Source organism: Microbacterium sp. Root322, from assembly GCF_001425645.1.
GTDB classification, from domain to species: Bacteria; Actinomycetota; Actinomycetes; order Actinomycetales; family Microbacteriaceae; genus Microbacterium; species Microbacterium maritypicum.
In genome coordinates, this window is the sequence record NZ_LMCS01000002.1 from 875706 (window position 1) to 901111 (window position 25406).

Annotated in this window: 26 protein-coding genes and 1 riboswitch; of the genes, 14 read left to right on the forward strand and 12 right to left on the reverse strand. The window is 69.4% G+C overall.

The genetic code is table 11. From position 1 onward, the window contains the following. Positions 1-11: 11 nt before the first annotated feature. Entirely contained in the window at positions 12-527 is a 516-nt protein-coding gene (locus ASC55_RS09105) for a glycine cleavage system protein R (RefSeq protein ID WP_017829507.1), read from the forward strand. A 20-nt stretch (positions 528-547) separates the two neighbouring features. Here ASC55_RS09105 and ASC55_RS09110 read toward each other — a convergent pair whose 3' ends face one another. Further along, positions 548-1231: a FadR/GntR family transcriptional regulator gene (locus ASC55_RS09110; protein WP_055876061.1), complete on the reverse strand. Its 684-nt coding sequence runs from the start codon at positions 1229-1231 to the stop codon at positions 548-550. 165 nt (positions 1232-1396) lie between these two features. Here ASC55_RS09110 and ASC55_RS09115 point away from each other — a divergent pair, with 165 nt between their 5' ends. The 4 genes from ASC55_RS09115 to ASC55_RS09130 are packed head-to-tail and all read left to right on the forward strand — an operon-like array spanning position 1397 to position 5885. Then, the gene (locus ASC55_RS09115; protein ID WP_055874624.1) at positions 1397-2632 is read left to right on the forward strand and encodes an aminotransferase class V-fold PLP-dependent enzyme; all 1236 of its coding nucleotides are present in this window, start codon (positions 1397-1399) and stop codon (positions 2630-2632) included. 59 nt (positions 2633-2691) lie between these two features. Further along, positions 2692-4002: an ABC transporter substrate-binding protein gene (locus tag ASC55_RS09120; RefSeq protein WP_017829510.1), complete on the forward strand. Its 1311-nt coding sequence runs from the start codon at positions 2692-2694 to the stop codon at positions 4000-4002. A gap of 3 nt (positions 4003-4005) precedes the next feature. Further along, positions 4006-4968: a carbohydrate ABC transporter permease gene (locus tag ASC55_RS09125; protein WP_055874626.1), complete on the forward strand. Its 963-nt coding sequence runs from the start codon at positions 4006-4008 to the stop codon at positions 4966-4968. Then, positions 4965-5885: a carbohydrate ABC transporter permease gene (locus ASC55_RS09130; RefSeq protein WP_017829512.1), complete on the forward strand. Its 921-nt coding sequence runs from the start codon at positions 4965-4967 to the stop codon at positions 5883-5885. The genes ASC55_RS09125 and ASC55_RS09130 overlap by 4 nt, the downstream gene beginning before the upstream one ends. A 104-nt stretch (positions 5886-5989) precedes the next feature. On the opposite strand, the gene ASC55_RS09135 is transcribed toward ASC55_RS09130, so the two are convergent. The 3 genes from ASC55_RS09135 to yczR are packed head-to-tail and all read right to left on the reverse strand — an operon-like array spanning position 5990 to position 9049. After that, complete coding sequence (locus tag ASC55_RS09135) at positions 5990-7003, reverse strand: aldo/keto reductase family protein (protein ID WP_017829513.1); 1014 nt, start codon at positions 7001-7003, stop codon at positions 5990-5992. A gap of 53 nt (positions 7004-7056) precedes the next feature. Next, the gene (locus ASC55_RS09140; protein ID WP_055874629.1) at positions 7057-7566 is read right to left on the reverse strand and encodes a hypothetical protein; all 510 of its coding nucleotides are present in this window, start codon (positions 7564-7566) and stop codon (positions 7057-7059) included. A gap of 10 nt (positions 7567-7576) precedes the next feature. Beyond that, positions 7577-9049, reverse strand: coding sequence for an aminotransferase-like domain-containing protein (gene yczR / locus ASC55_RS09145; protein WP_235563196.1), 1473 nt, complete (start codon positions 9047-9049; stop codon positions 7577-7579). Positions 9050-9101: 52 nt separating this feature from the next. Between yczR and ASC55_RS09150 the strand changes: the two genes are divergently transcribed. Beyond that, a complete protein-coding gene (locus ASC55_RS09150; protein WP_055874635.1) occupies positions 9102-9410 on the forward strand; it encodes a hypothetical protein in 309 nt (102 codons plus the stop codon). Positions 9411-9460: 50 nt separating this feature from the next. Here ASC55_RS09150 and ASC55_RS09155 read toward each other — a convergent pair whose 3' ends face one another. Together ASC55_RS09155 and ASC55_RS09160 are read right to left on the reverse strand one after the other, a co-directional pair. After that, positions 9461-11086 carry a DUF4407 domain-containing protein gene (locus tag ASC55_RS09155; protein ID WP_055874638.1) on the reverse strand — a complete coding sequence of 542 codons (1626 nt, stop codon included), beginning with the start codon at positions 11084-11086 and terminating at the stop codon, positions 9461-9463. An 85-nt stretch (positions 11087-11171) separates the two neighbouring features. Further along, positions 11172-11744 (reverse strand): TetR/AcrR family transcriptional regulator, encoded by a 573-nt coding sequence (locus ASC55_RS09160; RefSeq protein WP_055876064.1) that lies wholly within the window; start codon positions 11742-11744, stop codon positions 11172-11174. Positions 11745-11809: 65 nt separating this feature from the next. Between ASC55_RS09160 and ASC55_RS09165 the strand changes: the two genes are divergently transcribed. Further along, the gene (locus ASC55_RS09165; RefSeq protein ID WP_055874640.1) at positions 11810-12433 is read left to right on the forward strand and encodes an NAD(P)H-dependent oxidoreductase; all 624 of its coding nucleotides are present in this window, start codon (positions 11810-11812) and stop codon (positions 12431-12433) included. Here the strand turns inward: ASC55_RS09165 and rlmN are convergent. Further along, complete coding sequence (rlmN, locus tag ASC55_RS09170; RefSeq protein WP_174799585.1) at positions 12382-13683, reverse strand: 23S rRNA (adenine(2503)-C(2))-methyltransferase RlmN; 1302 nt, start codon at positions 13681-13683, stop codon at positions 12382-12384. The two genes, ASC55_RS09165 and rlmN, sit on opposite strands and share 52 nt — an antisense overlap. A 71-nt stretch (positions 13684-13754) precedes the next feature. Between rlmN and ASC55_RS09175 the strand changes: the two genes are divergently transcribed. The 3 genes from ASC55_RS09175 to ASC55_RS09185 all read left to right on the forward strand — a co-directional run bounded on the left by ASC55_RS09175 (position 13755) and on the right by ASC55_RS09185 (position 15869). Further along, the gene (locus ASC55_RS09175) at positions 13755-14315 is read left to right on the forward strand and encodes a ribosomal protein L7/L12 (protein ID WP_055874643.1); all 561 of its coding nucleotides are present in this window, start codon (positions 13755-13757) and stop codon (positions 14313-14315) included. Positions 14316-14377: 62 nt separating this feature from the next. Further along, a complete protein-coding gene (locus tag ASC55_RS09180; protein ID WP_055866152.1) occupies positions 14378-15016 on the forward strand; it encodes a bifunctional 4-hydroxy-2-oxoglutarate aldolase/2-dehydro-3-deoxy-phosphogluconate aldolase in 639 nt (212 codons plus the stop codon). A gap of 103 nt (positions 15017-15119) precedes the next feature. Continuing rightward, positions 15120-15869, forward strand: a complete 750-nt coding sequence (locus tag ASC55_RS09185) for a sulfite exporter TauE/SafE family protein (RefSeq protein WP_055866155.1) — start codon at positions 15120-15122, stop codon at positions 15867-15869. A 16-nt stretch (positions 15870-15885) separates the two neighbouring features. On the opposite strand, the gene ASC55_RS09190 is transcribed toward ASC55_RS09185, so the two are convergent. Together ASC55_RS09190 and ASC55_RS09195 are read right to left on the reverse strand one after the other, a co-directional pair. Next, the gene (locus ASC55_RS09190; protein WP_055874646.1) at positions 15886-16716 is read right to left on the reverse strand and encodes an SDR family oxidoreductase; all 831 of its coding nucleotides are present in this window, start codon (positions 16714-16716) and stop codon (positions 15886-15888) included. Positions 16717-16762: 46 nt separating this feature from the next. Next, entirely contained in the window at positions 16763-17521 is a 759-nt protein-coding gene (locus tag ASC55_RS09195) for an SDR family NAD(P)-dependent oxidoreductase (protein ID WP_055874651.1), read from the reverse strand. 171 nt (positions 17522-17692) lie between these two features. Here ASC55_RS09195 and ASC55_RS09200 point away from each other — a divergent pair, with 171 nt between their 5' ends. The 3 genes from ASC55_RS09200 (at position 17693) to ASC55_RS09210 (ending at position 20618) form a co-directional block, all read left to right on the forward strand. Further along, on the forward strand, positions 17693-18418 hold the full coding sequence (locus ASC55_RS09200; protein ID WP_055874654.1) for an aminoglycoside 3'-phosphotransferase: 726 nt from the start codon (positions 17693-17695) through the stop codon (positions 18416-18418). A 98-nt stretch (positions 18419-18516) separates the two neighbouring features. Next, positions 18517-19881, forward strand: coding sequence for a TrkH family potassium uptake protein (locus ASC55_RS09205; RefSeq protein ID WP_055866162.1), 1365 nt, complete (start codon positions 18517-18519; stop codon positions 19879-19881). Between the two features lie 41 nt (positions 19882-19922). Beyond that, positions 19923-20618 carry a potassium channel family protein gene (locus tag ASC55_RS09210; protein ID WP_017829528.1) on the forward strand — a complete coding sequence of 232 codons (696 nt, stop codon included), beginning with the start codon at positions 19923-19925 and terminating at the stop codon, positions 20616-20618. Between the two features lies 1 nt (position 20619). Here ASC55_RS09210 and ASC55_RS09215 read toward each other — a convergent pair whose 3' ends face one another. From ASC55_RS09215 to ASC55_RS09225, 3 genes are all read right to left on the reverse strand, one after another. Further along, the gene (locus tag ASC55_RS09215; protein ID WP_055874657.1) at positions 20620-21411 is read right to left on the reverse strand and encodes an energy-coupling factor transporter transmembrane component T family protein; all 792 of its coding nucleotides are present in this window, start codon (positions 21409-21411) and stop codon (positions 20620-20622) included. Then, positions 21408-22865, reverse strand: a complete 1458-nt coding sequence (locus ASC55_RS09220) for an ABC transporter ATP-binding protein (protein WP_200935162.1) — start codon at positions 22863-22865, stop codon at positions 21408-21410. The genes ASC55_RS09215 and ASC55_RS09220 overlap by 4 nt, the downstream gene beginning before the upstream one ends. Then, positions 22865-23515, reverse strand: a complete 651-nt coding sequence (locus ASC55_RS09225; protein WP_055874660.1) for an ECF transporter S component — start codon at positions 23513-23515, stop codon at positions 22865-22867. Before ASC55_RS09225 ends, ASC55_RS09220 begins: the two co-directional genes overlap by 1 nt. Then, positions 23506-23617, reverse strand: a riboswitch (TPP riboswitch). Its footprint overlaps the gene before it by 10 nt. A gap of 81 nt (positions 23618-23698) precedes the next feature. Between ASC55_RS09225 and ASC55_RS09230 the strand changes: the two genes are divergently transcribed. Further along, on the forward strand, positions 23699-25405 hold the full coding sequence (locus ASC55_RS09230) for a D-alanyl-D-alanine carboxypeptidase family protein (RefSeq protein ID WP_055874663.1): 1707 nt from the start codon (positions 23699-23701) through the stop codon (positions 25403-25405). The last annotated feature ends 1 nt before the right edge of the window (position 25406 follow it).

A 25406-nucleotide genomic window follows, 5' to 3' on the forward strand; every position in this document is an offset into this window, starting at 1 on the left:
ACGCTGGCCGCATGACTACTCTGATCCTCACCGTCGCGGGTGCAGACCGTCCTGGCCTCGTGGCCGCCGTCGCCGATGTCGTGGATGCGCACGGCGGCAACTGGGAGAACAGCTCGCTGGCCGAGCTCGCCGGCACGTTCGCGGGCGTCATCGAGGTCTCCGTGCCGACCGAGCAGGCGGCGGAGCTCGAGAGCGCTCTGCGCGGCCTCCAGGGCCAGGGGCTCCTCACGCTCGCCGTGCTCACCGGCACCCCGGATGCCGCCGCAGACGACGATCAGCTGCTCGAGATCCAGGTGCTCGGCAACGACCGTCCCGGCATCGTGCGCGAAGTCTCCGGCGTGCTGAGCGCGCATGCCCTGAGCATCGAGGAGCTCGCCACCGAGACCAGGGATGCCGCGATGGCCGGAGGGCGTCTGTTCGAGGCGTCGGTCACCGCGAAGGTTCCGGCCTCCGTCGACCTCGACGCCCTGCGTGCCGACCTCGAGCGCATCGCCGCCGAGATCCAGGTCGACATCACCCTCGGCTGAGCATTCCGCCAGAACGCGCGTCAGTCCTCGAGGCCGGAGTACCTCCGCACCCAGTACTCCGTGTACGACACGTGCGCCGAGGCCGCAGCACTCGCGGCGACAGGGTCGGCGGCGGCGAGTCCGCGCAGGATCGCACGGTGGCCGGCATCCGAGTGCACCTTCAGCTCGGCGGCGTCCTCGGGGTCGGAGATCCGATAGGCCCTCGAACGCGAACGCAGCACGTCGATCAGACTGGTCAGCGCCTCGTTCCCCGCAACGCCGGAGATCGCCATGTGGAATTCGTGGTCGAGCCGCGACTGCGCCTCGAAGTCGGTGGTCGCCTCGATCTCGTCGAGCACACGGTCCAGCGACGCCACCGTGTCCTCGTCGATGCGGGCTGCGGCGAGCGCGGCGGCATGCGGTTCGAGCACGCGGCGCAGCTCGGTCAGCTCCAGCACTCCGGCCATCGGCAGCAGTCCGACGGTGAGTGACAGGCTGCCGATCAGATCGGCGGCACGCAGCTCGCTGACGTAGCTGCCGGAGCCGTGACGGGTGTCGAGCACACCGAGAGCGGCCAGCATCCGGATCGCTTCGCGCAGGGATCCCCGGGAGACGCCGAGACGTTCGCAGAGCTCGCCTTCGCTCGGCAGCCGGTCGCCGGGTCGCAGCGCGCCGTCGGCGATCAGCGCCCGCAGCCCGTGCAGCGCCGTGTCGAGTGCGCTCATCGTCATCCTCTCTGACACTCCCCCGCCCCTCGTGAAGTCTGTCGGAACTCCCCTTCGCAGGGAACTCGTATGACAACTATGTTTCATCTTCTCCTTTTCGTGGCAGTTTTCCACGGCATGTGGCAAAGTTGTGCAACAACTCGCCCGACTCATCGATGAGGACTGATGCCCGCACCGCTGTTCCCCGCACCGCTCACGCTGAACTCCGGCATGCGAGCGCGCGACGCCTGGCCCCTCGACCGGGAAGTGATCCACCTCAACCACGGATCCTTCGGCGCGGTCCCATCCGTCGTCGTCGAGCATCAGGACGCCCTGCGCCGCCGCGCCGATCTCAGCCCCGTCGAGTGGTTCCCGCGCATCGCCGAACGCGTGCAGGAGGCTCGCGAGCGCACCGCCCCGTTCGTGGGCGCGCGTGCGGAGGACAGCGCCTTCGTGCCGAACGCCTCCGCGGCGGCGACCGTGGTCTACAACGCGCTGCAGCTCGAGACCGGTGACGAGATCCTCGTGACCGACCAGGGGTACGGGGCCATCACGATGGGAGCCGAGCGCCTCGCCCGCCGGTTCGGTGCGACGGTCCGCACCGTCGCCCTGCCCCTGCTCGCCTCCGACGACGAGATCGTGCAGCTCTTCACCGATGCGCTCACGCCCCGCACCCGCCTGATCGTCGTCGACCAGATCACCTCCCCCACCGCGCGGCTGCTGCCCACGCGGCGCATCGCCGACGCCGCGGCCCAGCGCGGCGTGCGCACACTCGTCGACGGCGCCCATGCCCCCGGCCTCATCCCCGACGCGGCAGCGGTCGCGGGAGGCGACTGGTGGTTCGGCAACCTGCACAAGTGGCCCTGCGCCCCGCGCGGCTCTGCCCTGCTCGTCACGACCGCTCCCGACCGCGACGAGCTCTGGCCGCTCATCGACTCGTGGGCCGCTCGCGAGCCGTATCCCACCCGCTTCGACACCCAGGGCACGATCGACGCCACGACCTACCTGGCGACCCCGACCGCGATCGACTTCATCGAGAGCGAGTTCGGCTGGGCGGCCGCGCGCACGGCGATGGCGGAGATCGCGGATGCCGGTGCCGCGGTGATCGCCGAAGCCCTGCGCCCCTACGGCGACGAGGACCCGCTCACCCCGCTCCCCTCGCCCGTGCCGTCGATGCGACTCGTGCGCCTTCCGCTCGGGCTCGGCGCGACCCGCGAAGAGGCCGACGCCCTGCGCATGGACCTGCTCGACGAGGTGGGCGTCGAGACGGCCTTCACCAGCTTCCGCGGCGTCGGCTACTTCCGACTCTCCGCCCACCTCTACAACGAGGCCGCCGACTACGAGGCCTTCGTCGAGCGCTGCGTCCCGCAGATCCTCAGCCGTGCCGGCATTCGCCGCGCCGATTCCCTCATCCTTCCCTGACCGCGTCCATCCCCCCGCCCGACCGCAACATCCACCCCCACCCCACCGAGAGGCACATCGTGAAGAACAAGATCTTGACGACCGCAGCGGGATTCGGCACCGTCGCCGTCCTCGCTCTCACCGGCTGTTCCGCAAGCTCCGGCCCGTCCGCCGACGGCGCCGTCACCCTGCAGATGGTCGAGAGCCTGACCAACCCCGCTCGCACCGAGCTCCTACGCGGACTGCTCGACGACTTCGAGAAAGCGAACCCGAAGATCACGGTCAACCTGGTCTCCCCTCCCACCGAGCAGGCCGACGCGAAGATCCAGCAGATGCTGCAGTCCGGCAAGGGCGTCGACGTCCTCGAAGTCCGCGACATCACGGTCGGACCGTTCGCGAACAACGGCTGGCTGTACGACCTGGGCCCCGACCTCGAGAAGTGGGACGGCTGGGATGCTCTGACCGACAACGCGCAGTCCGCCTCGGTCGCCGCCGACGGCAAGAGCTACTTCGTGCCCTACGGCTTCTACGGCCTGTCGCTGTTCTACCGCACCGACCTCGTGAAGGACGCCGGCTTCGACGGTCCGCCGCACAGCTGGAAGGACCTGCTCGAGCAGGCGAGCGCGATCCAGGACCCGTCGAACAACATCTACGGCTATGCCTTCCGCGGCGGCCAGAACGCCAACAGCAACGTGGTCGCGGCCATCGAGGCGTACACGATCGACGGACTCGACGTCGACGACGCGTTCCTGATGGAGGACGGCTCGACGATCTTCGCCGCCCCCGAGGCACAGGATGCCGTCGACGACTACTTCGACCTCTTCAAGAAGGCCTCCCCGCCCTCCGCCGTCTCGTGGGGCTACCCCGAGATGGTCGCCGGCTTCACGAACGGCACCACCGCCTTCCTGCTGCAGGACCCCGAGGTCATCGCGACCGTGCAGGACTCCTCGCTGACCGAAGACCAGTGGGACACCGCTCCGCTGCTCGTCGGCCCGTCGGGCAAGGCCGCGCAGCCGCTCGCCGTCGCCGGCTGGGGTGTGGCCGAGAACAGCGAGAACAAGGAGGCGGCCGTCAAGCTGGTCGAGTTCCTCTCTTCGGCCGAGCCCGCCACCGAGTTCGCGCAGGCCAACAGCCTGGTGCCGATCATCACGGCCGCAGCCGACGACGACTTCTACTCGTCGGGCCCGTGGACCAGCTACGTCACCATGACGGAAGACCCGGAGACGTACGTCAACGTGCGTCAGCCGCGCGGGGTCAGCTGGTGGACCGAGTGGATCCAGAAGTCCGACCAGGACGTGCAGAACGTGCTGCTGGGCAACATGTCGACCAGCGACCTGCTGGCGTCGTGGGATGCGTTCTGGACCGAGAAGTACGCCGCGGAAAAGGGCTGACCTGTGGCCCGCACCGCTCAGAAGGGAGGCTCCGTCGGCACTGCTTCGCAGCAGCCAGCCGTCGGGGCCTCCCCGGCATCGCGCCGGCGCCCGTTCCGCGGCCGCCAGGCATGGACGCTGCTGGCCTTCCTCGCGCCGGCGATCGTCTTCGTCTGCTGGTTCACCTACTGGCCGATGCTGCAGGGCGCGCGCATGGCCTTCCACGACTGGAACCTGTGGGATCTCACGTCGACGCCGTTCGTGGGCTTCGACAACTTCCTCGCCGTGTTCCGCGATCCGGCGTTCCCGACCGTCGCGGGAAACTCCGTGCTGTGGGTCGTCGGCTCGCTCGTTCCGCAGCTCGTGATCGGGTTCCTGATCGCGCTCGCCCTGCGCAAGAGGTTCCGCTTCCGCGGGCTCTACCAGGCGCTCGTGTTCTTCCCGTGGGCGGTGTCGGGCTTCCTCATCGGCATGCTCTTCCGCTGGATGTTCAACGCCGAGTTCGGCGTGGTCAACGACCTGCTCATGAAGGCCGGGCTGATCGACGCGCCGCTGCCCTGGCTGGCCGACCCGAAGCTCGCGATGTTCGCGGTGATCGTCGCGAACGTCTGGTACGGGGTGACGTTCTTCGCGATCATGATCCTCGCGGCCCTGCAGTCGGTCCCCGACGAGATGCTGGAGGCGGCGAGCCTCGACGGCGCCGGCAAGTTCCGTCAGCTGTTCTCGATCATCATCCCGTACATCTCGATGACGCTGCTGCTGACGATCCTGCTGCGCGTGATCTGGATCTTCAACTTCCCGGACATCATCTACGCGATGACCAACGGCGGACCCGCCAACCAGACGCACATCATCACGACCTGGATGATCAACTACACCCAACAGGGCAACTACGGCTTCGCGAGCGCGATCGGCCTCATCGTGATGGCGGTCCTGTTCGTGTTCTGCGCGTTCTACCTGATGGCGATGCGGAGAGTGCAGCGATGACCATGACAGACGCCTCGCGGACGGGCTCCTCGATCACCGAGACCCGCCGCATCACCGTGCCCGACCCGGCATCCGCACCGCGCCCGAAGCCGCGCGTCACGATCGGCGGCATCGTCCGTGTCGTGGGCCTGGGGCTCTGGCTCGTGATCACGCTGTTCCCGCTGTACTGGATCGCGCTGACGTCGATCAAGTCGCCGGGCACGATCAACCGTTTCCCGATCGAGTACTGGCCGAGCGAGCCGTCGCTCGAGAACTACATCAGCCTGTTCCAGAAGAGCTCGTTCGGGGTCTTCCTCGGCAACTCCGCCCTGGTCGCGGTCGTCGGCGGTGCCGTGGCCACCCTCATCGCCCTGTTGAGCGCCTACGTGCTGGCCCGGTTCGAGTTCCGCGGCAAGGGCGCGATCCTGATCGCGTTCCTGCTGACCCAGATGATCCCGGCGTTCATCGCGCTCGGGCCCCTCTACTCGATGATGACCGACCTCGGCCTGGTCGACACCAAGCCGGGGCTCATCCTCGTGTACATCGCGATCTGCATCCCGTTCTCGACCGTCATGCTGCGGGGCTTCTTCGAGAACGTGCCGGATGCGCTCGAAGAGGCGGCGATGATCGACGGATGCTCACGCCTGGGCGCTCTGTTCCGCGTGCTCGTCCCGGTGATGACCCCCGGCATCATCGCGGCGTTCATCTTCAACTTCGTCAACTGCTGGAACGAGCTGTTCCTCTCGGTCGTGCTGATGAACACCGACGCGAACCGCACCGTGCCCTCGGCGCTGAACGGCTTCATCTCCACCTTCAACATCGACTGGGGCTCGATGAGTGCCGCCGCGGTGTTGACGATCCTGCCGACCATGGCGATGTTCGCTCTCGCGAGCCGCTGGATCGTGCAGGGCCTGACCGCCGGCGCCGTCAAGGAGTAAGACGAGCGCCGAGACCCACGCCCAACGTCGAGACCCACCCCCGCATACGTCAGCGGGGGTGGGTCTCGACGCTACCGATGGGTCTCGGCGTCAGATCAGGGCACTCAGACCAGGCGCGTCTTCGGGGAGGTCGAGTACGTCGCCTCCGCGTCGCGGTTGACCGTGTCGCCCAGGGCCTCGTCGATCGCGGTCATGGTGTCGGCGTCGAGCTTCACACCAGAGGCCTTGACGGTCTCGGCGAGCTGCTCCGGACGCGAGGCTCCGACAAGGGCCGCTGCCACGTTCGGGTTCTGCAGCACCCACGCGATCGCGAGCTGCGGCATCGACAGGCCCGCCTGCTCGGCGATCGGCTTGAGGCGCTGGACGGCGGTGAGGATGTCGTCCTGCAGGAAGCTCTTGATGAAGTCGGCGCCGCTGTGGGGGTCGGTCGCACGCGAGCCCTCTGGCACCGGCTGACCAGGGAGGTACTTGCCGCTGAGCACGCCCTGCGCCATCGGCGACCAGACGATCTGCGAGATGCCGAGCTCTTCGGATGCCGGCACGACCTTGCCCTCGATGACACGCCACAGCATCGAGTACTGGGGCTGGTTCGAGATGAGCTGGATGCCGAGCTGCTTGGCGAGAGCATGCCCCTCGCGCAGCTGCTCCGCGGTCCACTCCGAGACGCCGATGTAGAGCGCCTTGCCCTGGCGGACGACGTCGGCGAAGGCCTGGAACGTCTCCTCGAGCGGGGTCTCGTAGTCGAAGCGGTGCGCCTGGTACAGGTCGACGTAGTCGGTGCCGAGGCGCGTGAGCGAGCCGTTGATCGACTCGAAGATGTGCTTGCGGCTCAGGCCGGTGTCGTTCGGTCCCTTGGGGCCGGTCGGGAAGTAGACCTTCGTGAAGATCTCCAGCCCCTCGCGGCGCTGACCCTCCAGCGCCTTGCCGAGCACGACCTCCGCGGCCGTGTTGGCGTAGGTGTCGGCGGTGTCGAAGGTGGTGATGCCGGCGTCGAGGGCGGCATGCACGGTCTTCACGGCGGCGTCGTCGCCGACCTGTGAGGCGTGGGTGACCCAGTTGCCGTAGGTGATCTCCGAGACCTTGAGACCGCTGTTGCCGAGATAGCGATAGTTGACCATGGATCAACGCTACTGGCTGCCCACTATGGCCGGGCCGGATGCGAGGGAAGAGGTCAGGCGGTCGCAGGAGCGGAGCGTGCCCGGAGCACGGCGACCACCCCGCCGAGCACCAGCAGGGCTGCCGCGGAGGCGCTGGTGATATAGAACGCTCGCACTCCGGGGAGGTAGATGCCCGCCGAGATCATGAAGGTATCGGCCAGCGCCATGCCAGGACCGAACGAGGCGATGAAGAAGCCCGGCGCTCCGAGCATGAGCAGACTCAGGAAACCGGCAGCCGCGATCATCGGAACGGCCCTCGACGTCATCACGATCACAGCGAGGGCGAGGGCGAGCACGACTCCCACCCCGAGAATCATGATGGTCGTCGGCGCGTTGAGCGACTCACCCGCTCCGCTCAGCTCAGCGCGGATCTGGTCGAGGGTGAGCCCGGGAGCGGACGCGAGAGGCGTCCACACCAGGATCTGCACCGCGGCGAGCGCGGCATAGATCGTGACGGCGAGCACGCCGACGATCGAGATCCACAGCGTCTGCATCCGCATGGTCCGACGCTGCATCCGAGTCATGCGGGTCAGCCTAAGAGGACATCCCGAGAGTCTCCCGATACTCGCGCCAGGCCGCTCCGAGTCGGCGGATCCCCTCTGCCAGCACGTCGTCGGGGGCGGTGAACGGGATGCGGATGTGGTCGTCCGGCGACGCGGATACCGCGAACGCCGCGCTCCCCGCGACCGAGACGCCGTGCGTTGCGGCCGTCCTGGCGAGCGCCGCCGCCGACCCCGCGGGCAACCGCACCCACAGCGAGAGCCCGCCACGGGGCGGTTCGACCGTCCAGTCGGGCAGGTGCTCGGCCATGAGCGCCTGGAGCAGTCTCAGCCGTTCCTGGTGGATGCGGCTGTTCGCCCGGCGCAGGTCGTCGGCGCGGGCGATCAGGTCGAGCGCGAGCAGCTGGGCCGGCACGCTGGTGGACTGGTCGGCGAGCTGGCGCGCACCGCGCAGCCGTCGCACGAGCACGGGGTCGGCGCGCAACCAGCCGATCCGCAGCCCCGCCCACACCCACTTCGACACCGACTCGACCACGATGACGGGGGCATCCGCGCGCTCGGCCGCGAGCGTGGGCGGTACGACCCCGTCGAAGGAGATGCCCGCGAGCACGCGGTCTTCGATGACGGGAACGCCGTACTGCGCGGCGAGCTCGGCCACCCGGTGCCTCGCGGGGGCAGGCAGGCGCGACCCGGTGGGATTCTGGTGATGCGGGTTCAGCGCGACGAGCACGGGGCGCAGTCGGGCGAGCGCCTGCTCCAGCGCGTCGACGTCGAGACCGTCGTCCCCCATCGGGACGCCGTGCACCGTGCCACCGCGCAGTCCGACCGAGTCGGTGACTCCCGGCCAGGTGATCTCCTCGGCGAGCACGATGTCGCCGGGCCCGACGAGCGCATTCACCACGAGGCTGATGGCCTGCTGCGCGCCGTGGGTGACGAGGATCTGCTCCGGTGTGGTCGGGGTCCCTTCCGCGGTGCACATGTCGGCGATGAGGGCGCGCAGGGCAGGCAGGCCCGCAGGGTCGGTCTCGGGCAGCAGAGCGAGGTCGAGCCGCGGCTTGTGATCGCGGATGAGCTGCACCCCGAGGTCGGAGATCTGCGGCACGGTGCGCAGGAGATCGATCGCGTTCGGCAGTGCGGAGAACAGGGCTTCTCCTCGCCCCGGTCGCTGGGCGGGCACGGCGGTTGCGGCTGTCCCGGCGATGCGGGTGCCGCTCCCCTGCCGCCGGTCGACGAGACCGCGCTCGGCGAGGTCGGCGTACGCGGCGACGACCGTGCCGCGCGACACGGACCCTGCCGCTGCCAGTGCACGCTCCGCGGGCAGCCGGTCCCCCGGGCGCAGCTCACCACTCGCGATCAGCCCCTCGACGCCCCGCGAGAGCCGGGCGGCGAGAGTGCCGTCTCCCTGTGTCCAGCGGCCGAGCCGTGCCGAAAGCGCCTCCGACGACACATCACCTGCCTGCACGAGAGATGCCGCTCGTCCCGCAGCAATGGCCGATACCTGATCCATTGGCCCGCCATTGGCCCTGTCTTTCACGCTCATGAGAACCGATTCTGGACCAATGAACACGCATTTCGCCAGCAGTCCTTCAGAGCCTGGACCAATCAACCCCGATTGGACCATCGCACAGCTCCTGGAGTGGCTCAGCGATGATGTCCGCCAGCACGATGTCACGCTTCAGCATCCGCTCGCCCGCATCGAGGCACTGCTGACCGGAGCGCGCTGGGCACGCACCCCGTCCACCGTTGCGTTGATCCGCTCGATCGCCGCCGCTGTCCGCGACGACCCGGCGCGGGGAAGCATCCGGATCAGCGAGCTCTCCCCGCAGCAGGCGCCACGGATGCCGGAGCGCATTCCTCAACTCGCCTGACCGGAGCCTCGCGGAGCCTCGCGCAGCCTCGCCGCACCGCGGTGCCCGGCTCAGCCGATCGTCGGACGAACCAGCTGCTCCTGCTCCTCGAGCGTCTGCGCCTGCGCGCGCTTCTCCGCCCGTTCCCGCTCCTGCGCCTCGGCCGCCTCTCGGCGTTCCGCACGCGTCTGCGGCTCACCGGAGCCCGCCTCGGCCTGTACCTCCTGGGACTGGTCCGTCACGATCTTGGCGCGGTCACGGAACCCCTCGGCCGTCACCCGGTCGAGTGCGACCTGCTTGCGGATCGCCGCGGCCTTCTCGTAGAGGCTCGGGTCACCGTAGCTCGTGAGCACCTTCACGAGCACCGGCAGCAGCTCGATCATGAAGAACAGCGCGGCGATCAGGATGTGCGCCCACAGGATAGAGGGCTCCTTCTCGCTCAGCCGGTTGAGTCCGCTGATCTGGCTGAGCAGCCCGACGGCCCCGGCGTTGCCCTGCGCCACGGCGTCGGCCCGCGCGTTGTACGCGGCGAGTGCCTGGTCGTAGGAGTCGCGGGCGGTCGGCAGCTGCGACTTCGCCTGCTCGCGGTTCTGCGCCTCCGACGACGAGGTGTTCTCCTTCGCGGCGGTTCCCGCAGCGGCGAGCTCCTCGTTCGCGGTGCGCAGCTGCGCGGCGAGCGCGTCGTAGGTCTGCTGGGCCTCGGCGAGCTGCGCCTTGGCGGCATCCGAGCTGGCGCCCTGGCCGTTGACGCCGGTGCAGCCGGGAACGGTGCCGGCACCCTCACCCGTCAGTTCGCACTGGTACAGCACACGAGCCTGGTCGATCACGGCCTGCTGAGCGGTCATCTTCGCGGTCACGTCATCGACCGTCGCCTGGGCCGCAGACTCCGTGGCCGACGACGCGTCCGTCCCCGCGACGATGCCGGTCGCCGCCTGGTTCTCGAGCTCGGCGACCTTGGCGGATGCCGCGTCGAGCGCGATCTTCTCCGGGCCCGATTCGAGAGCCTCCTGGTCGGATTGCGACTGCGTGATGTTGGTGGAGGCGACCTCGCGGGCGATGTCGTTGTGGAAGATCTGCAGCACGAGCGGCTCGGCGACGACGAAGCCGATGATCGCGGCCATGATCACACGCGGGATCGCGAGGCCGATGAGGCGCCAGACGTTCCTCGTCGAGCTCATGGTCGAGGTGAGGAAGCGGTCGAGGTTGAAGATGATGAGCGCCCACACGAGCGCCAGCGGCACGGCCAGCCAGATGGCCGCCTGCACACCGGTGGTGAGGGCGAAGAGCATCGAGATCGCCGAGACGAGCGCGGTGCCGGCGAGCACGAAGAACATCTGCACGAAGCGCGGCGTCTCGCCGGGGACGCGGTCGAGGATCTCGCCTTCCGCTCCTCCGAGGATCGCGAGGGTCCGCGCGCGCGAACCGGGAGTGCGCGGTGCGCGCGTCTTGCGGGGCCGGCGCGCGCGCGGCTCGCGCGGGGGCTTCACCAGGGCGGGCTCTTCTGAGACGAGGGCGTCGGCGATCGGGGTCGCCTCCGACGGCGCGGATGCGGACGCCTCACGGGTGGCGTCGTCCGTGCCGGTGGGCTCGAACTCGCGCAGGAAGTCGAGGTCATCCGTGACGGCGTCGGGTTCGCTGTCGAGGATGATCCGACCCTGCGAGTCGTAGCGACCCGGTCGATGGGCGGAATAGGGCATCCGAACAATCTACGAAAGGTCGCCTGTGCATCGCGTGGAAGAGTGCTTTGAGCGACTCACAGCTTGGGCGGCGGAACCGGGCGGATCAGGTTGCCGGCAGAAGCCGATCGAGGGCGGCGGCATAGGCGGAGAGCCCGTCGTCGAGCGTGAAGTGCCCGGCGGCGGCCAGCGTTCCGAGCCCGTGGATCAGACCCCACAGCGCGACGACATCGGTCGGTCGGTCCAGGCCCGCGGCGGCTGCACTCTCGGCGAGCACGGCCTCGAGCCCGTCGATCAGGGGCGCCATCGTCGGGGTGGGCGCCCCGGGCACGCAGACGGTCGGGTCGTAGACCGCATCGAACGCGTGCGGATGCTCGACCGCGAAACGGATGTACGCGGATCCCCCCTCGGTGAGCGCGGCCCGCGGGGTGCGGGCGTTCTCGGCGGCGGCGCGGACCCGGTCGAGGAGGTCGGCCATGCTGCGCTCGGCGATCGCCTTCAGCAGTCCGAGCCGGTCCGAGAAGTGGTGATAGGGGGCGTTGTGGCTGACGTTCGCGGCCCGAGCGACCTCGCGCAGGCTGATCTCCGCCGCGGGCATGCGCTCCAGCAGCTGCATCGCGGCGTCTTCCAGCGCACGGGCGAGATCGCCGTGGTGGTAGCCGTCCTTCGAACTTGACATGAGCAACATCCTCTCCTATCTTGACAGTGTCCACCAGCTTGACACTGTCCAGATAGGAATCCGACATGCCCGCTCTCGTGATCGACGGTCATCCCGATGCCCGCTCCCTGACCGCCGCGCTCGCGCAGCGCTACGCCGCAGCCCACGGCGACGCACGCGTGCTCGCCCTCCGCGACCTCGACTTCGACCCGAACCTGCGCTTCGGCTACCGCGAGCGCATGACGCTCGAGCCCGACCTCGTCGAGGCGAAGCGCGCACTGCAGAGCGCCGACACGGTCGTCATCGCGACGCCGCTGTGGTGGGGGTCGGTCCCCGCCCTGCTGAAGGGCTTCTTCGACCGCGCCCTGCTGCCGCAGCAGGAGTACCGGTACACGAAGCTCGGTCTCGTCGAGGGCCTGCTGCCGGCACGCCACGGCCGCCTGCTCCTGCTCGCGGACACACCCTGGTACTTCGTGCCGTTCACCGGATTGCCCGCGCAGACCCACGTCGCCCGGGGGACGATGCGCTTCTGCGGGATCCGCTCGGTGCGCACGCACCGCATGCTCGGTGTGAAGGACGCGAGCGATGCCACCATCACGCGGTGGCTCGACCGCGCCGAACGGCTGGGCGCCGCGGACGGACGCCGAGCGGGTGCGCCTCAGCCGATCGCGGCGGAAGCGGCCTCGTCCTCGGTCGTGGCGACGAGCTGACCGCAGGCGCCGTCGATCTCCTTGCCGCGGGTGTCGCGGAGGGTCGTGGGGATACCGGCGTCGTTGAGCCTGCGCACGAACTCGTTCTGCACCGGGATCTCCGACGAGGTCCAGATCGAGCCGGGCGTCGGGTTCAGCGGGATCGGGTTCACGTGCACCCAGCCGCGGCCACGCTGATTGAGCTTCTCGGCCAGCAGGTCGGCGCGCCAGGCGTGGTCGTTCATGTCCTTGATGAGTGCGTACTCGATCGAGACGCGGCGACCGGTCTTGGCGTAGTACTCGTAGGCGGCATCGAGGGCCTCGTCGACCTTCCACCGCGAGTTCACGGGGATGAGCTCATCGCGCAGGTGGTCATCGGGCGCGTGCAGAGACAGCGCGAACGTGACCGGGATGTTCTCGTCGGCGAGCTTCTTGATCGCGGGCACGAGGCCCACGGTCGACACCGTGATGCCGCGCGCGCTCATACCGAGGCCGTCGGGTTGCGGGGCGACCATCGAGCGCACCGCATCCATCACGCGCTTGTAGTTGGCGAGCGGCTCCCCCATGCCCATGAAGACGATGTTCGAGACACGCTCCATGCTGTGGTCATCGGCCTTCTTGCCACCGAGCCCGCCTTCGGCGATCAGACGGTTGGCGCGGACGATCTGCTCGATGATCTCGGCCGTCGACATATTGCGGGTGAGCCCCGCCTGTCCGGTCGCGCAGAACGGGCAGTTCATGCCGCAGCCGGCCTGGCTCGACACGCACAGCGTGATGCGGCCGGGGTAGCGCATGAGCACCGACTCGACCAGCGCGCCGTCGTGCAGGCGCCACAGGAACTTGATCGTGTCACCGCGGTCGGTCTCCAGGCGTCGCACCTCGGTGAGCAGAGGCGGGAGCATGCCGGCGACGAGCTGCTCCCGGGTGTCGGCCGGGAGGTCGGTCATCTGCTCGGGGTCGGACGTGTAGTGACGGAAGTAGTGCGTCGACAGCTGCTTCGCGCGGAAGCCCGGAAGCCCGAGCTCCTTGACCTTCTCGGTGCGCTCGGCCGGCGTGAGGTCGGCCAGGTGCACCGGCGGCTTGCCGCGCTTGGGGCTCGCGAACTGCAGCAGCGGACGCCCCTCGGCATCCTTCTGCTGGGTCCATCCCTCGGTCGCGGGGCGCACCTGCGCCGTGCGCGTCTCGCGGACCTTGCCCTGGGCGGGCCGACCCTGCGGGGCGGACGCGGATGCTGCGGGGCGCGTCTCGCGCGTGCGGGGAGTCTCGGTCATACCCTCCAGGGTACGCGGTGGCGGATGGGAACGCCCTGGGGCGCGGGAGGCGACCTCTCTAGACTGAGCCCATGGATGCCGTGCTGTGGATCATCGCGATCGTCGTCGGCCTGATCGTGGTCGTCGCGATCCTCGCGGTCGCACTGCGCGGCATGCGGCCGAAGCTGCCGGAGCCACAGGTGTTCACCCCGTCGCCCACGACCGCGCGCACGGCTCCGGCCTCGTCGGCGTCGGCGTCGGTCTCCGGTCTGACGCCGACCGTGATCGCCGAGATCGACCGGCTCGTCTCGGCCGGGCAGAAGATCCACGCGATCAAGCTCTACCGCGACCACTCGGGCGTCGGCCTCAAGGAGGCGAAGGACCGCATCGAGCACTGGTCGGTCAGCACCACGGCGCCGCACCTCGCAGCCGTGTCGAACGCCACGGCCACACGCTCATCGATCACCCCGACCGCCATGACCCCGTCGTCTGTGCGCGCGTCGCTGCCGCCGTCGGTCGCCACCGAGATCGACAGGATGGTCGCCGGCGACTCCGCCATCGCCGCGATCAAGACGCTGCGCCAGCACACCGGACTCGGGCTCAAGGAGTCGAAGGAACTGATCGAGGCCTGGCCGCGCACCCACGCCTCCTGACCAACTTGTCGTTACAGGCTGCGCCCGGGAGAATGGACGAGCCCGCCCGATGAAGGAGCCCCATGCCCGACCGTCTCGACCGCGCCCGCACCACCGGCATCCTCGCCGTTCTCCGCGCCCCCTCCCCTGAACTGGCGCTCGAGGCCTCCGAGGCGATCATCCGCGGCGGTGTCACGGGCATCGAGGTGACCTTCTCCACGCCCGATGCACCCGCCGTCATCCGCGAGCTCATCGCACGCCACGGCGACGCCGCCCACATCGGCGCCGGCACCGTGACCACCGCAGCGCAGGCGGAGCAGGCCGCCGAGGCGGGCGCCGAGTTCTTGGTGAGCCCCGGCACGCTGCCCCACCTCACCCGCAGCATGCTCGACACGGGTCGCGTCGTGATGACCGGAGCCATGACGCCGACCGAGGTCATGGCCGCGCTCGAGCTGGGCGTCGACGTGGTGAAGATCTTCCCGGCCTCCCTCGGCGGCCCCTCGTACCTCGGCGCCCTGCGCGGACCGTTCCCCGACGCTCCGCTGATGCCCACCGGCGGCGTGAGCCCCGACAACCTCGCCGCGTGGTTCGCCGCCGGCGCGGTAGCGGTAGGCGCCGGGGGCGACCTCGCGAACGGCGCGTCGATCAAGGCTGCCGACTGGGCCGACATCGAGCAGCGCGCTGCACGGTTCGCGGCGGCTCTCGCCGCCACGCGAGACTGATCGCCCCGCACCCGCCGACCCAGGAGGCCACTGTGATCGACGCCACCCGCGATCTGCTCGCCGCAGCGCGCGGTTATGACGCGATCGTCGCCGAGCTCGAGAGGTGATCGCGCTCGATCCGTGGGCCTGGTCGGCGCTCGCCCTGGCCGCGGTGACGATCGGCATCTCGAAGACGGCGCTTCCCGGCGGCAGCATCCTCGCGATCGCGCTGTTCGCGGCGGTCCTGCCCGCACGCACCTCCACGGCGGCGATGCTGCTGCTGCTCATGGTCGGCGACGTGTTCGCGCTCATCGCCTACCGTCGGCATGCGCATTGGCCCACGCTGCTGCGCCTCGCCCCCGCGGTCATCGCCGGCCTCCTGGTCGGATTCGCCTTCCTCGCGCTCGCCGGCGACGGCATCGTCCGCCGCGCGATCGGGGTGATCCTGCTGCTGATGATCGCGGTGACGCTGTGGCGCCGGTGGCGGCAGAGCAGGGCGGACGCCGCGGCTCCGCCGTCCGGTGGCATCGTGCTCGCCGGTACCTACGGCACGCTCGGCGGCTTCACCACCATGGTCGCGAACGCCGGGGGGCCGGTCATGTCGATGTACTTCCTGGCCACACGCACCCCGGTGCAGGTGTTCCTCGGCACGTCGGCATGGTTCTTCGCCATCATCAACGCGATCAAGGTGCCGTTCCTCGCAGGCCTGGGTCTGTTCGAGACACCCGTGCTGCTGATGGATGCCGTCCTCGCCCCGCTCGTCGTGGCCGGTGCGCTCCTGGGCCTGTGGGTCGCGCGGAAGATGAATCAGCGGGTGTTCGACCGCATCGTGATCGTCCTCACGATCGTCGGCGCCGTGTACCTGCTGTTCTAGGGAGATCCCCCGCGTCTCAGTCGAGGAAGATGTCGGGGAAGAGCGCGTCGTCGGGGGCGCCGGGGATCGCGGCGTAGCCGGAGAAATCGGTGACGCCGTCGGCTTCGAGCACGTCCTCGACGATGAGCGTCTGCCCGGTGAACGACGCCGCGGGCTTGAGCAGCACGGCGTAGGCGGCATCGGCGTAGATGTCGGGCGTGCGGCTGGCGGCCATGACCTTGTCGCCCCCGAGGAGGTTCTGCACCGCAGCGGTCGCGATCGTGGTGCGCGGCCAGAGCGTGTTGGCGGCGATCCCGTCGCGCGCGAACTCGGCGGCGAGGCCGAGCGTGACCATGGTCATGCCGAACTTGGCGAGCGTGTACCCGGTGTGCGCGCCGAGCCACTTCGGGGTGGGGTTCAAGGGCGGCGACAGCGACAGGATGTGCGGGTTCTCGGCATCCTTCAGGATCGGCACCGCCGCTCGCGAGAGCATGAACGTTCCGCGCACGTTGACATCCTGCATCAGGTCGTACTTCTTGGCGTTCAGGTCGAGCGAGCGCGAGAGGTCGATCACGCTGGCGTTGTTGATCACGATGTCGATGCCGCCGAACTCACCCTGCGTCTTCATGACCGCCTCGGTGATGTCGTCGTCGTCGCGCACGTCGCCGACGATCGGCAGGGCCTGGCCACCCGCCGCGCGGATCTGCTCGGCGGCGGTGTGGATCGTGCCCTCGAGCTTCGGATGCGGGGTGTCGGTCTTCGCGAGCATCGCGATGTTCGCACCGTCTGCGGCAGCCCGCAGCGCGATCGCGAGGCCGATGCCGCGGCTGCCGCCCGACATCAGGATGGTCTTGCCTGCAAGGGACATGGGTTCTCCTGGGTTCTCGATCGCGAAGGGAAAGGCAGCCGCGGGGTCAGCGCGGCGCCATGCGGATGGCGCCGTCGAGGCGGATGGTCTCGCCGTTGAGATAGCCGTTCTCGACGATCTGCTGCACGAGCACGGCGTATTCGTCGGGGCGACCGAGCCGCGACGGGAAGGGGACCTGCTGGCCCAGGGAGTCCTGCGCGGCCTGCGGGAGACCCATCAGCATCGGCGTCTCCATGATGCCGGGAGCGATCGTGCAGACCCGGATGCCGTAGCGGGCGAGCTCGCGCGCCACGGGGAGGGTCATGGCGTGCACGCCGCCCTTGGATGCGGAGTAGGCGGGCTGGCCGATCTGGCCGTCGAACGCGGCGACGCTCGCGGTGTTCACGATGACGCCGCGTTCCTCGTCGTGCAGCTCGTTCTTGGCGATCACGGCAGAGGCCTGCGAGATGACGTTGAACGTGCCGACGAGGTTGATGCGGATCACGCGCTCGAAGTCGGCGAGCACGGCGGGATTGCCCTCGCGGTCGAGCACCTTCGCGGGCGGAGCGATCCCTGCACAGTTCACGACGACGCGCAGCGGAGCCGCCGCCTGCGCGGCCGCGACGGCCGCCTGCACCTCATCGGCGTTCGTCACATCCGCCGCGACGAAGAGCCCGCCGAGCTCGTCTGCGATCTCGGCACCCTTCGACGAGGCGAGGTCGATGATCGTGACGTGCGCTCCCGCGGCGACCAGCCGACGCGCCGTGGCGAGTCCGAGCCCCGAGGCCCCACCGGTGATGAGTGCACCCTGTCCGCTGATCTGCATCTGATGTTCTCCTTCGAACGTCGTCGTGCGACATGCATTGATGGAACGCAGTATCAGCCTACGTGGTTCTTGGTTTCACCACGACCGGGGGAACTGCATCGAGAGCGAGCCTACGACACCGCCTGGATCGATGGCAGGATCCCGCTCATCGTGGTCGGGCAGGATGGACGGATGAGCATCCCCTCCACCTCCGTCGACGTCCCGGTGCGGGTTCGCGAGCTCTCCCGCGGCGCCGCGCTCACACCGGTCTGGCTCAATGGGATCGGGGGGCTGACCTTCCGCACCGACGACGGCCGGTACATCAAGTGGGGGCCGCTCGACGACGAGGCGAACATGCGCGACGAAGCCGAGCGCATGAGGTGGGCGCGTACCTGGATCTCGGTGCCCGAGGTACTCGAGCAGGGCCAGGATGACGCGCACGAGTGGCTCGTCACGGTCGCGATCGATGCGAGCAGTGCCGTCGACCCTCGCTGGGCCGCCGAACCGGAGACCGCGGTGCGAGCGGTCGGCGTCGGCCTTCGCGCGCTCCACGATGCACTGCCGGTGGCCGAGTGCCCCTGGGAATGGAGCACGCACCAGCGGATCGCCGACGCCGCGGAGCGCGGCACGATCGTGGCCGAAGACCTGCTCCAGGCACCGCCGATCGACCGGCCGGTGGTGTGCCACGGCGACGCCTGCATGCCCAACACGCTTCTCGACGCCGACGGACGCCCCACCGCCTTCGTCGATCTCGCCGCCCTCGGAGTCGCCGACCGCTGGGCCGACATCGCCGTGGCATCGATGAGCACGATGTGGAACTTCGGCACCGGATGGGAGGACACCCTCATCGAGGCGTACGGCGTCGACCCCGACCGCGACCGACTCGCGTACTACCGGCGGCTCTGGAACGAGACCTGACCCGGACCTCTCCGAGGCGGCCGTCGAGGCCGTCGTGCACGGTCTCCGTCCGCCCGGCGGCACCCGGATGATCGTCTCGAGGAGTAACGTCACTTCTCGTGTTGACCCTCCCCGCTCCGGCGCGTCGTCTCCCGCGTCGGCGGGGCTTCGCCCCCGCCCAGGCGATCGCCCTCGGCTTCGGGGCGGCGATCCTCGTCGGCACCGCGCTTCTGATGCTCCCGTTCTCGTCGCGCAGCGGCGTCTGGACGAACTTCGTCGATGCGCTTTTCACCTCGACCTCTGCGGTGTGCGTGACGGGACTCATCGTGGTCGACACCGCGACCTACTGGAGCCCGTTCGGCAAAGTCGTGATCCTGCTCCTGATCCAGCTCGGCGGGCTCGGCATCATGCTCTTCGCGGCCCTGATCGGCTTCGCGCTCGCTCGCAAGCTCAGCGTGCGTTCACGGATCTTCGCCGGCACCGAGACGAAGTCCACGGGTGTGGGCGACATGAAGCGCACCGCGATCGGCATCCTGATCACGACCTTGATCATCGAGGCGGCGGTCGCGACGGTCCTGTTCGTCCGCTTCTGGACCGGCTACGACTACGACGTGGGCCGAGCCGCCTGGCACGCCGTCTTCCACGCCGTGTCGTCCTTCAACAACGCGGGGTTCGCGCTGTACACCGACAGCCTGATCGGGTTCGTGTCCGACCCGTGGATCTGCATCCCGATCTGCATCGCGATCATCCTCGGCGGGCTCGGCTTCCCCGTGCTTCGACAGCTCCGGAAGGAGTTCAGGAACCCGCTGCACTGGTCGATGAACACGCGGATCGTGCTCGTCGCCACCCTCGTCCTGCTCACCCTCGGCACGGGGTTCACGGTGGTCGTGGAGTGGAACAATCCCGGCACGCTGGGACCGCTCGATCCCGCCTCCCGCATGCTGGCGGGGTTCTTCCATTCGGTGCAGGCCCGCACGGCCGGCTTCAACTCCGTGGACACCTCGCTCATGCACGATGAGACCTGGCTCGTCACAGATGTGCTGATGTTCATCGGAGGCGGACCGGCAGGCACCGCCGGCGGCATCAAGGTGACGACCTTCGCCGTCCTGTTGTTCATCATGTGGACCGAGTTCCGCGGCGGGACCGCGGTGAACGTGTTCGGCAAGCGGCTCTCGCGGTCTGTGCACAGGGAGGCCATCACCGTGGTGATCGTCGCCCTCGCCGCGGTGATGAGCGCAGTGATCGCGATACTCGCGATGACGGATCTCGACCTCGATCGCGTGCTCTTCGAAGTCGTCTCGGCGTTCGGTACCGTCGGCATGTCCACCGGCATCACGGCCGATCTGCCGGCGGCCGCGCAGCTCATCCTCGTTCTCCTGATGTTCCTCGGCCGGCTCGGACCGCTGACACTGGGTTCCGCGCTGGCCCTGCGCCAACGGCAGACGGCGTACGAGCTGCCCAAGGAACGCCCGGCGATCGGCTGACCGGTCTCCCCTGCACGATCGTTCGACGACAAGGACACCACATGACCAAGTTCCTCTCCTTCACCCCTGACGCCCGACGCATCGCCGAAGCCGATTCCGTCGCGGTGATCGGCCTCGGACGCTTCGGGACCTCCCTCGCGCTCGAACTGATGTCGTCGGGCACAGAGGTCCTCGGCATCGACGCCGACGAGGACATCGTGCAGTCCCTCAACGGCGAGCTCACGCAGGTGGTCAGAGCAGACTCGACACGGCTCGACGTGCTCCATCAGCTCGCGGTCGGAGAGTTCGATCGTGTCGTCCTCGCCATCGGCAACGACATCACCGCGTCGATCCTCACCGCGTCTCTGCTACTCCAGCTGCAGGTACCCGTGATCTGGGCCAAAGCGGTCGACGAGCAGCACGGGGCGGTCCTCGAACAGCTCGGCGTGCATCGTGTCATCTATCCGGAGAAGGACATGGGCCGACGCGTCGCCCATCTCGTGCGCGGCGCGGCCGCCGACTACCTGGAGATCGACCGCGGCTACGCGATCGTCAAGACCGTCGCACCCCGGCACCTGCAGGGCATCACCTTGCGAGAGGCCGCCGTGCGCAGCACGCACGGGATCACGGTGGCCGCGTATCGACCCGAACGAGGGGAATGGCGAAACGCCGAGGCCGACACCGTGCTGGGCGAAGGAGACACCGTGCTCGTCGTCGGTCCGACCACGAAGGTCGAGAGGTTCGCGCAGTTGCGTTGACTCAGGCCGAGGGGCCGAGGATGAAGTTCCACGCCCCGGTGAAGACGGCAGCAGCGACCGCTATGCCGGAGATGGCCGCGCCCACGGCGAGCAGCAGCCATTCGGCCGCCCCGAAGCGTGACTCTCGCGCCCAGGTGCGCCGGCCCGGCGCCCCGAAGCCCCGCGCCTCCATGGCCGTCGCCAGTTTGGCGCCGCGGCGGATGGAGAGCACGAGCAGGGCGAAGGCCATCCCCAGGAAGCGACGGATGCGGCCGCGATCGGCCACACCCCTGGCCCGACGCGCCAGCTCGAGCGCACGCCAATCGTCGAGGAAGAGGCCCACCATCCGGAGGCCCGCGAGTGCGCCGAGCACGAATCGGGCGGGCAGACGGACGATCTGGCCGAGACCGTCGGCGAGGTCGGTCGGATCGACGGTGATGAAGAGCACGACCGACGGCAGCGCGATCGCCAGCACACGCAGCATCGTCGCGAGCGCCAGCGCGAGCGATCCCTCGCTGATGCGCAGCACGAACCAGTCGACGTAGACGACGCCGCTGGTCTGACCGTAGAGCGCGATCGTGAGACCGGTGAGGGGCGCTGCGAGCCACACCGGCCAGGTGCGCACCCAGAACTCGCGCCAGCCGATCCCGGCGAACAGGAACAGCACGAACTCCAGGGCGAGGGCGACGGAGGCCGAGACCGGATCGAGAGTCAGGATCAGGGGTACCGCGATGAGCGCGCTCACCCCGAGCTTGGCCACCGGGTTGACCGTGGCGAGCGCTCCGGTGCGTGCGCGCGTCTCGAGAAGGCTCATGACGCACCCCCCAGCTCGAACCGCGCGGCGTGCAGGGCGCGCACGACCTCGAGGTCGTGCGTGATCGTGACGATCGCCGCACCCTCGTCTCGGAGCGCGGCGAGCATGGCGACGAGTTCGGCCCAGGTGCGGGCATCCTGCCCGAAGGTGGGCTCGTCGAGCACGAGCACGCGCGGTCTGGTCGCGATGGCTGCGGCCACCGTGAGCCGGCGCTTCTCACCGCCGGAGAGCGTGTACGGGTTGGCGGCGGCGAGGTGCGCCAGACGCAGACGGGTGAGCAGCTCGTCGCTGCGAGCGGTGATCTCGTCGTCGGTCATGCCGAGCGCCCGCGGCCCGACGGCCAGTTCCTCGCGCACGGTCTTCGCGAGCAGCTGATGCTCCGGCTCCTGGAACACCATGCCGATGCGGGTCAGCAGATCCCGCGAGCTCCAGCGGATCGGCGCGGACTCCGCACCGTTCGCGAGGAGCGCGGATGCCTCGACCGCGCCACTCGCCGGAGGAAGGAGCCCGGCGAGGGTCAGACCGAGCGTCGACTTGCCCGCCCCGTTGGGTCCGGTGATCGCGAGCGCCTCCCCCGCGTGCACGTCGAGGTCGATACCGGTGGCGACAGGACGCCCCTTGACGCGGGCGACGGCCAGGTCGCGCGCCGAGAGCAGGGTCTCCCCTGGCGGCCAGAGCGGGGGCGGCGGCGCGGCGGGAGGATGCCCCGGCACCCAGACGCCGTCCGCGGCCAGCTGTGCACCACGGACTCCGAGGACTTCCGCCGGTGCACCGTCGGCGACCACACCGCCGCTCCCGATCACGATCACGCGCGTGATGAGCGGCAACCAGACCTCGAGGCGGTGCTCGACGACGATGAGCGTCGACGGCTGAGCCTGCAGCATCCGCTCCACGGCATCGCGCACCTCGATGACCCCGGCGGGATCGAGATTCGCCGTCGGTTCATCGAGCAGCACCAGACCCGGCCCCATCGCCAGCACCCCGGCGAGCGCCAGCCGCTGCTTCTGCCCACCGGACAGGGCCTTGGTCGGGTGCCCGAGCGGCACATCGAGGCCGACGGCCTCCAGGGCCGCCTCCACCCGCGGCCAGATCTGCGCTCGCGGCACTCCGAGGTTCTCGCAGCCGAACGCCACGTCATCGCCCACTCGCGCGAGGATCACCTGGGAGTCGGGGTCCTGCAGCACGAGCCCCGCACGTCCGCGGGTGGCCACGGCAGGAGCACCGTCGACGATCAGCGTGCCCTCGCTCTCGCCCTCTTCCTCACCCCCGAGCACGCCGGCGAGGCCGTGCAGCAGGGTCGACTTGCCCGCACCCGACGCACCGAGCACGAGCACACGCTCACCGGGCTCGATGCGGAAGGAGATGTCGCGCAGCGCCCAGGCGAGGCGACTCGCGTGACGCCACCCCCAGCCGCGGGCCTCGACGGCGGCGGGGGCCGTCTGATCGGCCGACATCAGACGCGGACGCGCGCCTCGCGCCCGGAGCCGAACCGGTCCAGAGCCCCGGTCGCGGCGATGCCGCGCGCCAGCACCCAGGACAGGGCACCCGCGATGACGGCACCCGAGATGACCGTGCTGATCAGGTAGATGGTGGTGAAGGCGGGACCGGAACCGGCGTACCAGAGCACGAGATTGTTGATGCCACCGGCAAGGGCGGCGCCGGCTCCTGCGAGGATCGCGACGGGCAGCGACCAGCGGCGGTAGAAGAAGAGCAGGAAGACCAGCTCGGCGCCGAGCCCCTGCACGAGTCCGGCCTCGAGGGTGAGGAACCCGCCCCACTGGTTGCCGATGAGCGCCGAGACGACCGCCGCGAGCAGCTCGACGTAGATCGCCGCCCCGGCCTTGCGGATGATGAGTCCGCCGAGCACGCCGGCGAAGAGCCACGGGCCGTCGAGGAGGCCCTGGATGCCGGGGAGCAGCGGCTCGAGCAGGGCCTTCGGCCCGAGGTACCCGACGTTCCAGGCCAGGAAGATCAGGCCGGCTGCGACTCCGAGGACGCTGGCGACGACGATGTCGACGATCCGCCAGCGCAGGTAGCTCCGGCCCGGGGTGTTCCCCTGCGTCTTCGCGGTCGCGGATGTGGACGTGGACGTGGACGTACTCATCTGAACTCCTCCCTGCGCTGGCATGACCCAGATCAGGTTCGACGGTCGAAGCGCGATTCGCTCCCTCTCAGCCCGGCTCGCCGGACTCCCGTGGTTGTGCTGACGATCCTACCGCCGGCGACACCCACAGGGCGACAAGGCCGCGCACCGCGGAACTCGCCCGGGATTGGGTACCGTAAACGAGTGACCGCTTCAGATCCCGCCGACGAGGCGACGGGCGTCGTCGGCGACGACGGCCCGGCGAACGCCTCCCCCTCCGGACCTGTCGATGCTGCGGCAGCCGGTTCGGTGCTGACGGCCGAGCAGACGTCGACACCCGCGCTCGCCGCGGAGCCGGTGGTCGCGCCGGATCCCGTCGTGCCGCCGGAACCGGTGGTCGCGCCGGATCCCGTCGTGCCGCCGGAGCCGGTGGTGTCGCCGGAACCGGCGACCCCCGCCCTGACCAAGCCGCCTTTCGTTCCTCGCGAGCCCATCGCCGCAGAGACCTCTGACGACGCCCTCGCCCTGCTGGACGGCGCGTCACCCCGGTGGGCGGATGACACCACCACCGCCACAGCTCTGACCTGGGTGGACACCGCGACGGTCGCCGCCGGCACCGACGCCGCGACTCTCGACGAGACGTCGAAAGCCGAACCGACGGACGGCCTGCTGCGGGGGGCGCGTCTTCGTCCGGCCATCGCCCGCCCCGGAATCCTGGTGCCGCTGTCCACGCTCGTCGGCATCGTCGCCGTGTACGCCGGCACCACGCTGCTGTGGCCGTTGCACGAGGTGCCGCCCACGGTGCAGTCTGTCGAGTTCGCGACGACGCCCGCCGCCGCTGCCGCGGTCACCTGGCCGACCGAGGGCGCCGGCGCCGTGGGGATCGCCGGCATGGGCACCGCGGCATCGGTCCCCGATGCGGTGAGCATCGCGAGCATCACCAAGGTGGTGAGCAGCCTGATGGTGCTCGACCGGATGCCGCTCGCGCTCGGCGAGCAGGGCCCCGAGTTCTCGTTCACCCGCGCCGACAGCGTGAAGTACTGGGACTACCGCCGCAGCGACCAGTCCGCCCTCGATGTGCCGATCGGCGGCGTTCTGACGGAGTATCAGCTGCTGCAGGGCACGCTCATGGGCTCGGCGAACAACTACATCGACCGCCTGGCAACCGAGATCTGGGGTTCCGATCGCGAGTTCGCCCGTGCCGCAGAGGTCTGGCTGCGAGAACGCGGGCTCACCGGCATCACCGTGGTGACGCCGTCGGGCTTCGACGAACGCAACGTCGCCACTCCCGAGGCCCTGATCGCCCTCGGTGAGCGCGCCATGCAGAACCCGGTGTTCGCAGAGATCGTGGGGACCAGGTCGGTCGATCTTCCGGGTGCCGGCACCGTCGTGAACACGAACGGAATGCTCGACGACCCCGGTGTCGTGGGCATCAAGACCGGCACGCTCGTGGGCTGGAACCTGCTCACCGCGAAGGATGTGATCATCGGCGACACGACCGTGCACCTCTACGCCGCGGCCCTGAACCAGGCCGGCAACGACCAGCGACTCGCCCTCACCCGCTCCCTGTTCACCGAGGCGGAAGCCGCGCTGGAAGCTCAGGCCCCGGCCGTCGCGAAGAACACGGTCGTCGGTCAGGTCACGACCCCCTGGGGTGAGAAGGTCGACGTCATCACCGAATCCGACGCCGACGTGGTGCTCTGGAACGCAGCGACCGCCACGGCCACGGCGGACTTCGCCCTCGGCGACGAGCGTGAGCAGGACGACGCGGTGGGGACGCTCACCACAGCCGGCCCCCTCAACACCACCACGACGCCTCTGGTGCTGGCCGAAGACGTCGAGGGCCCGAGCCCGTGGTGGCGTCTGACCCACCCGCTGGAACTGCTCGGCATCACGACCGACCGCTCCTGAC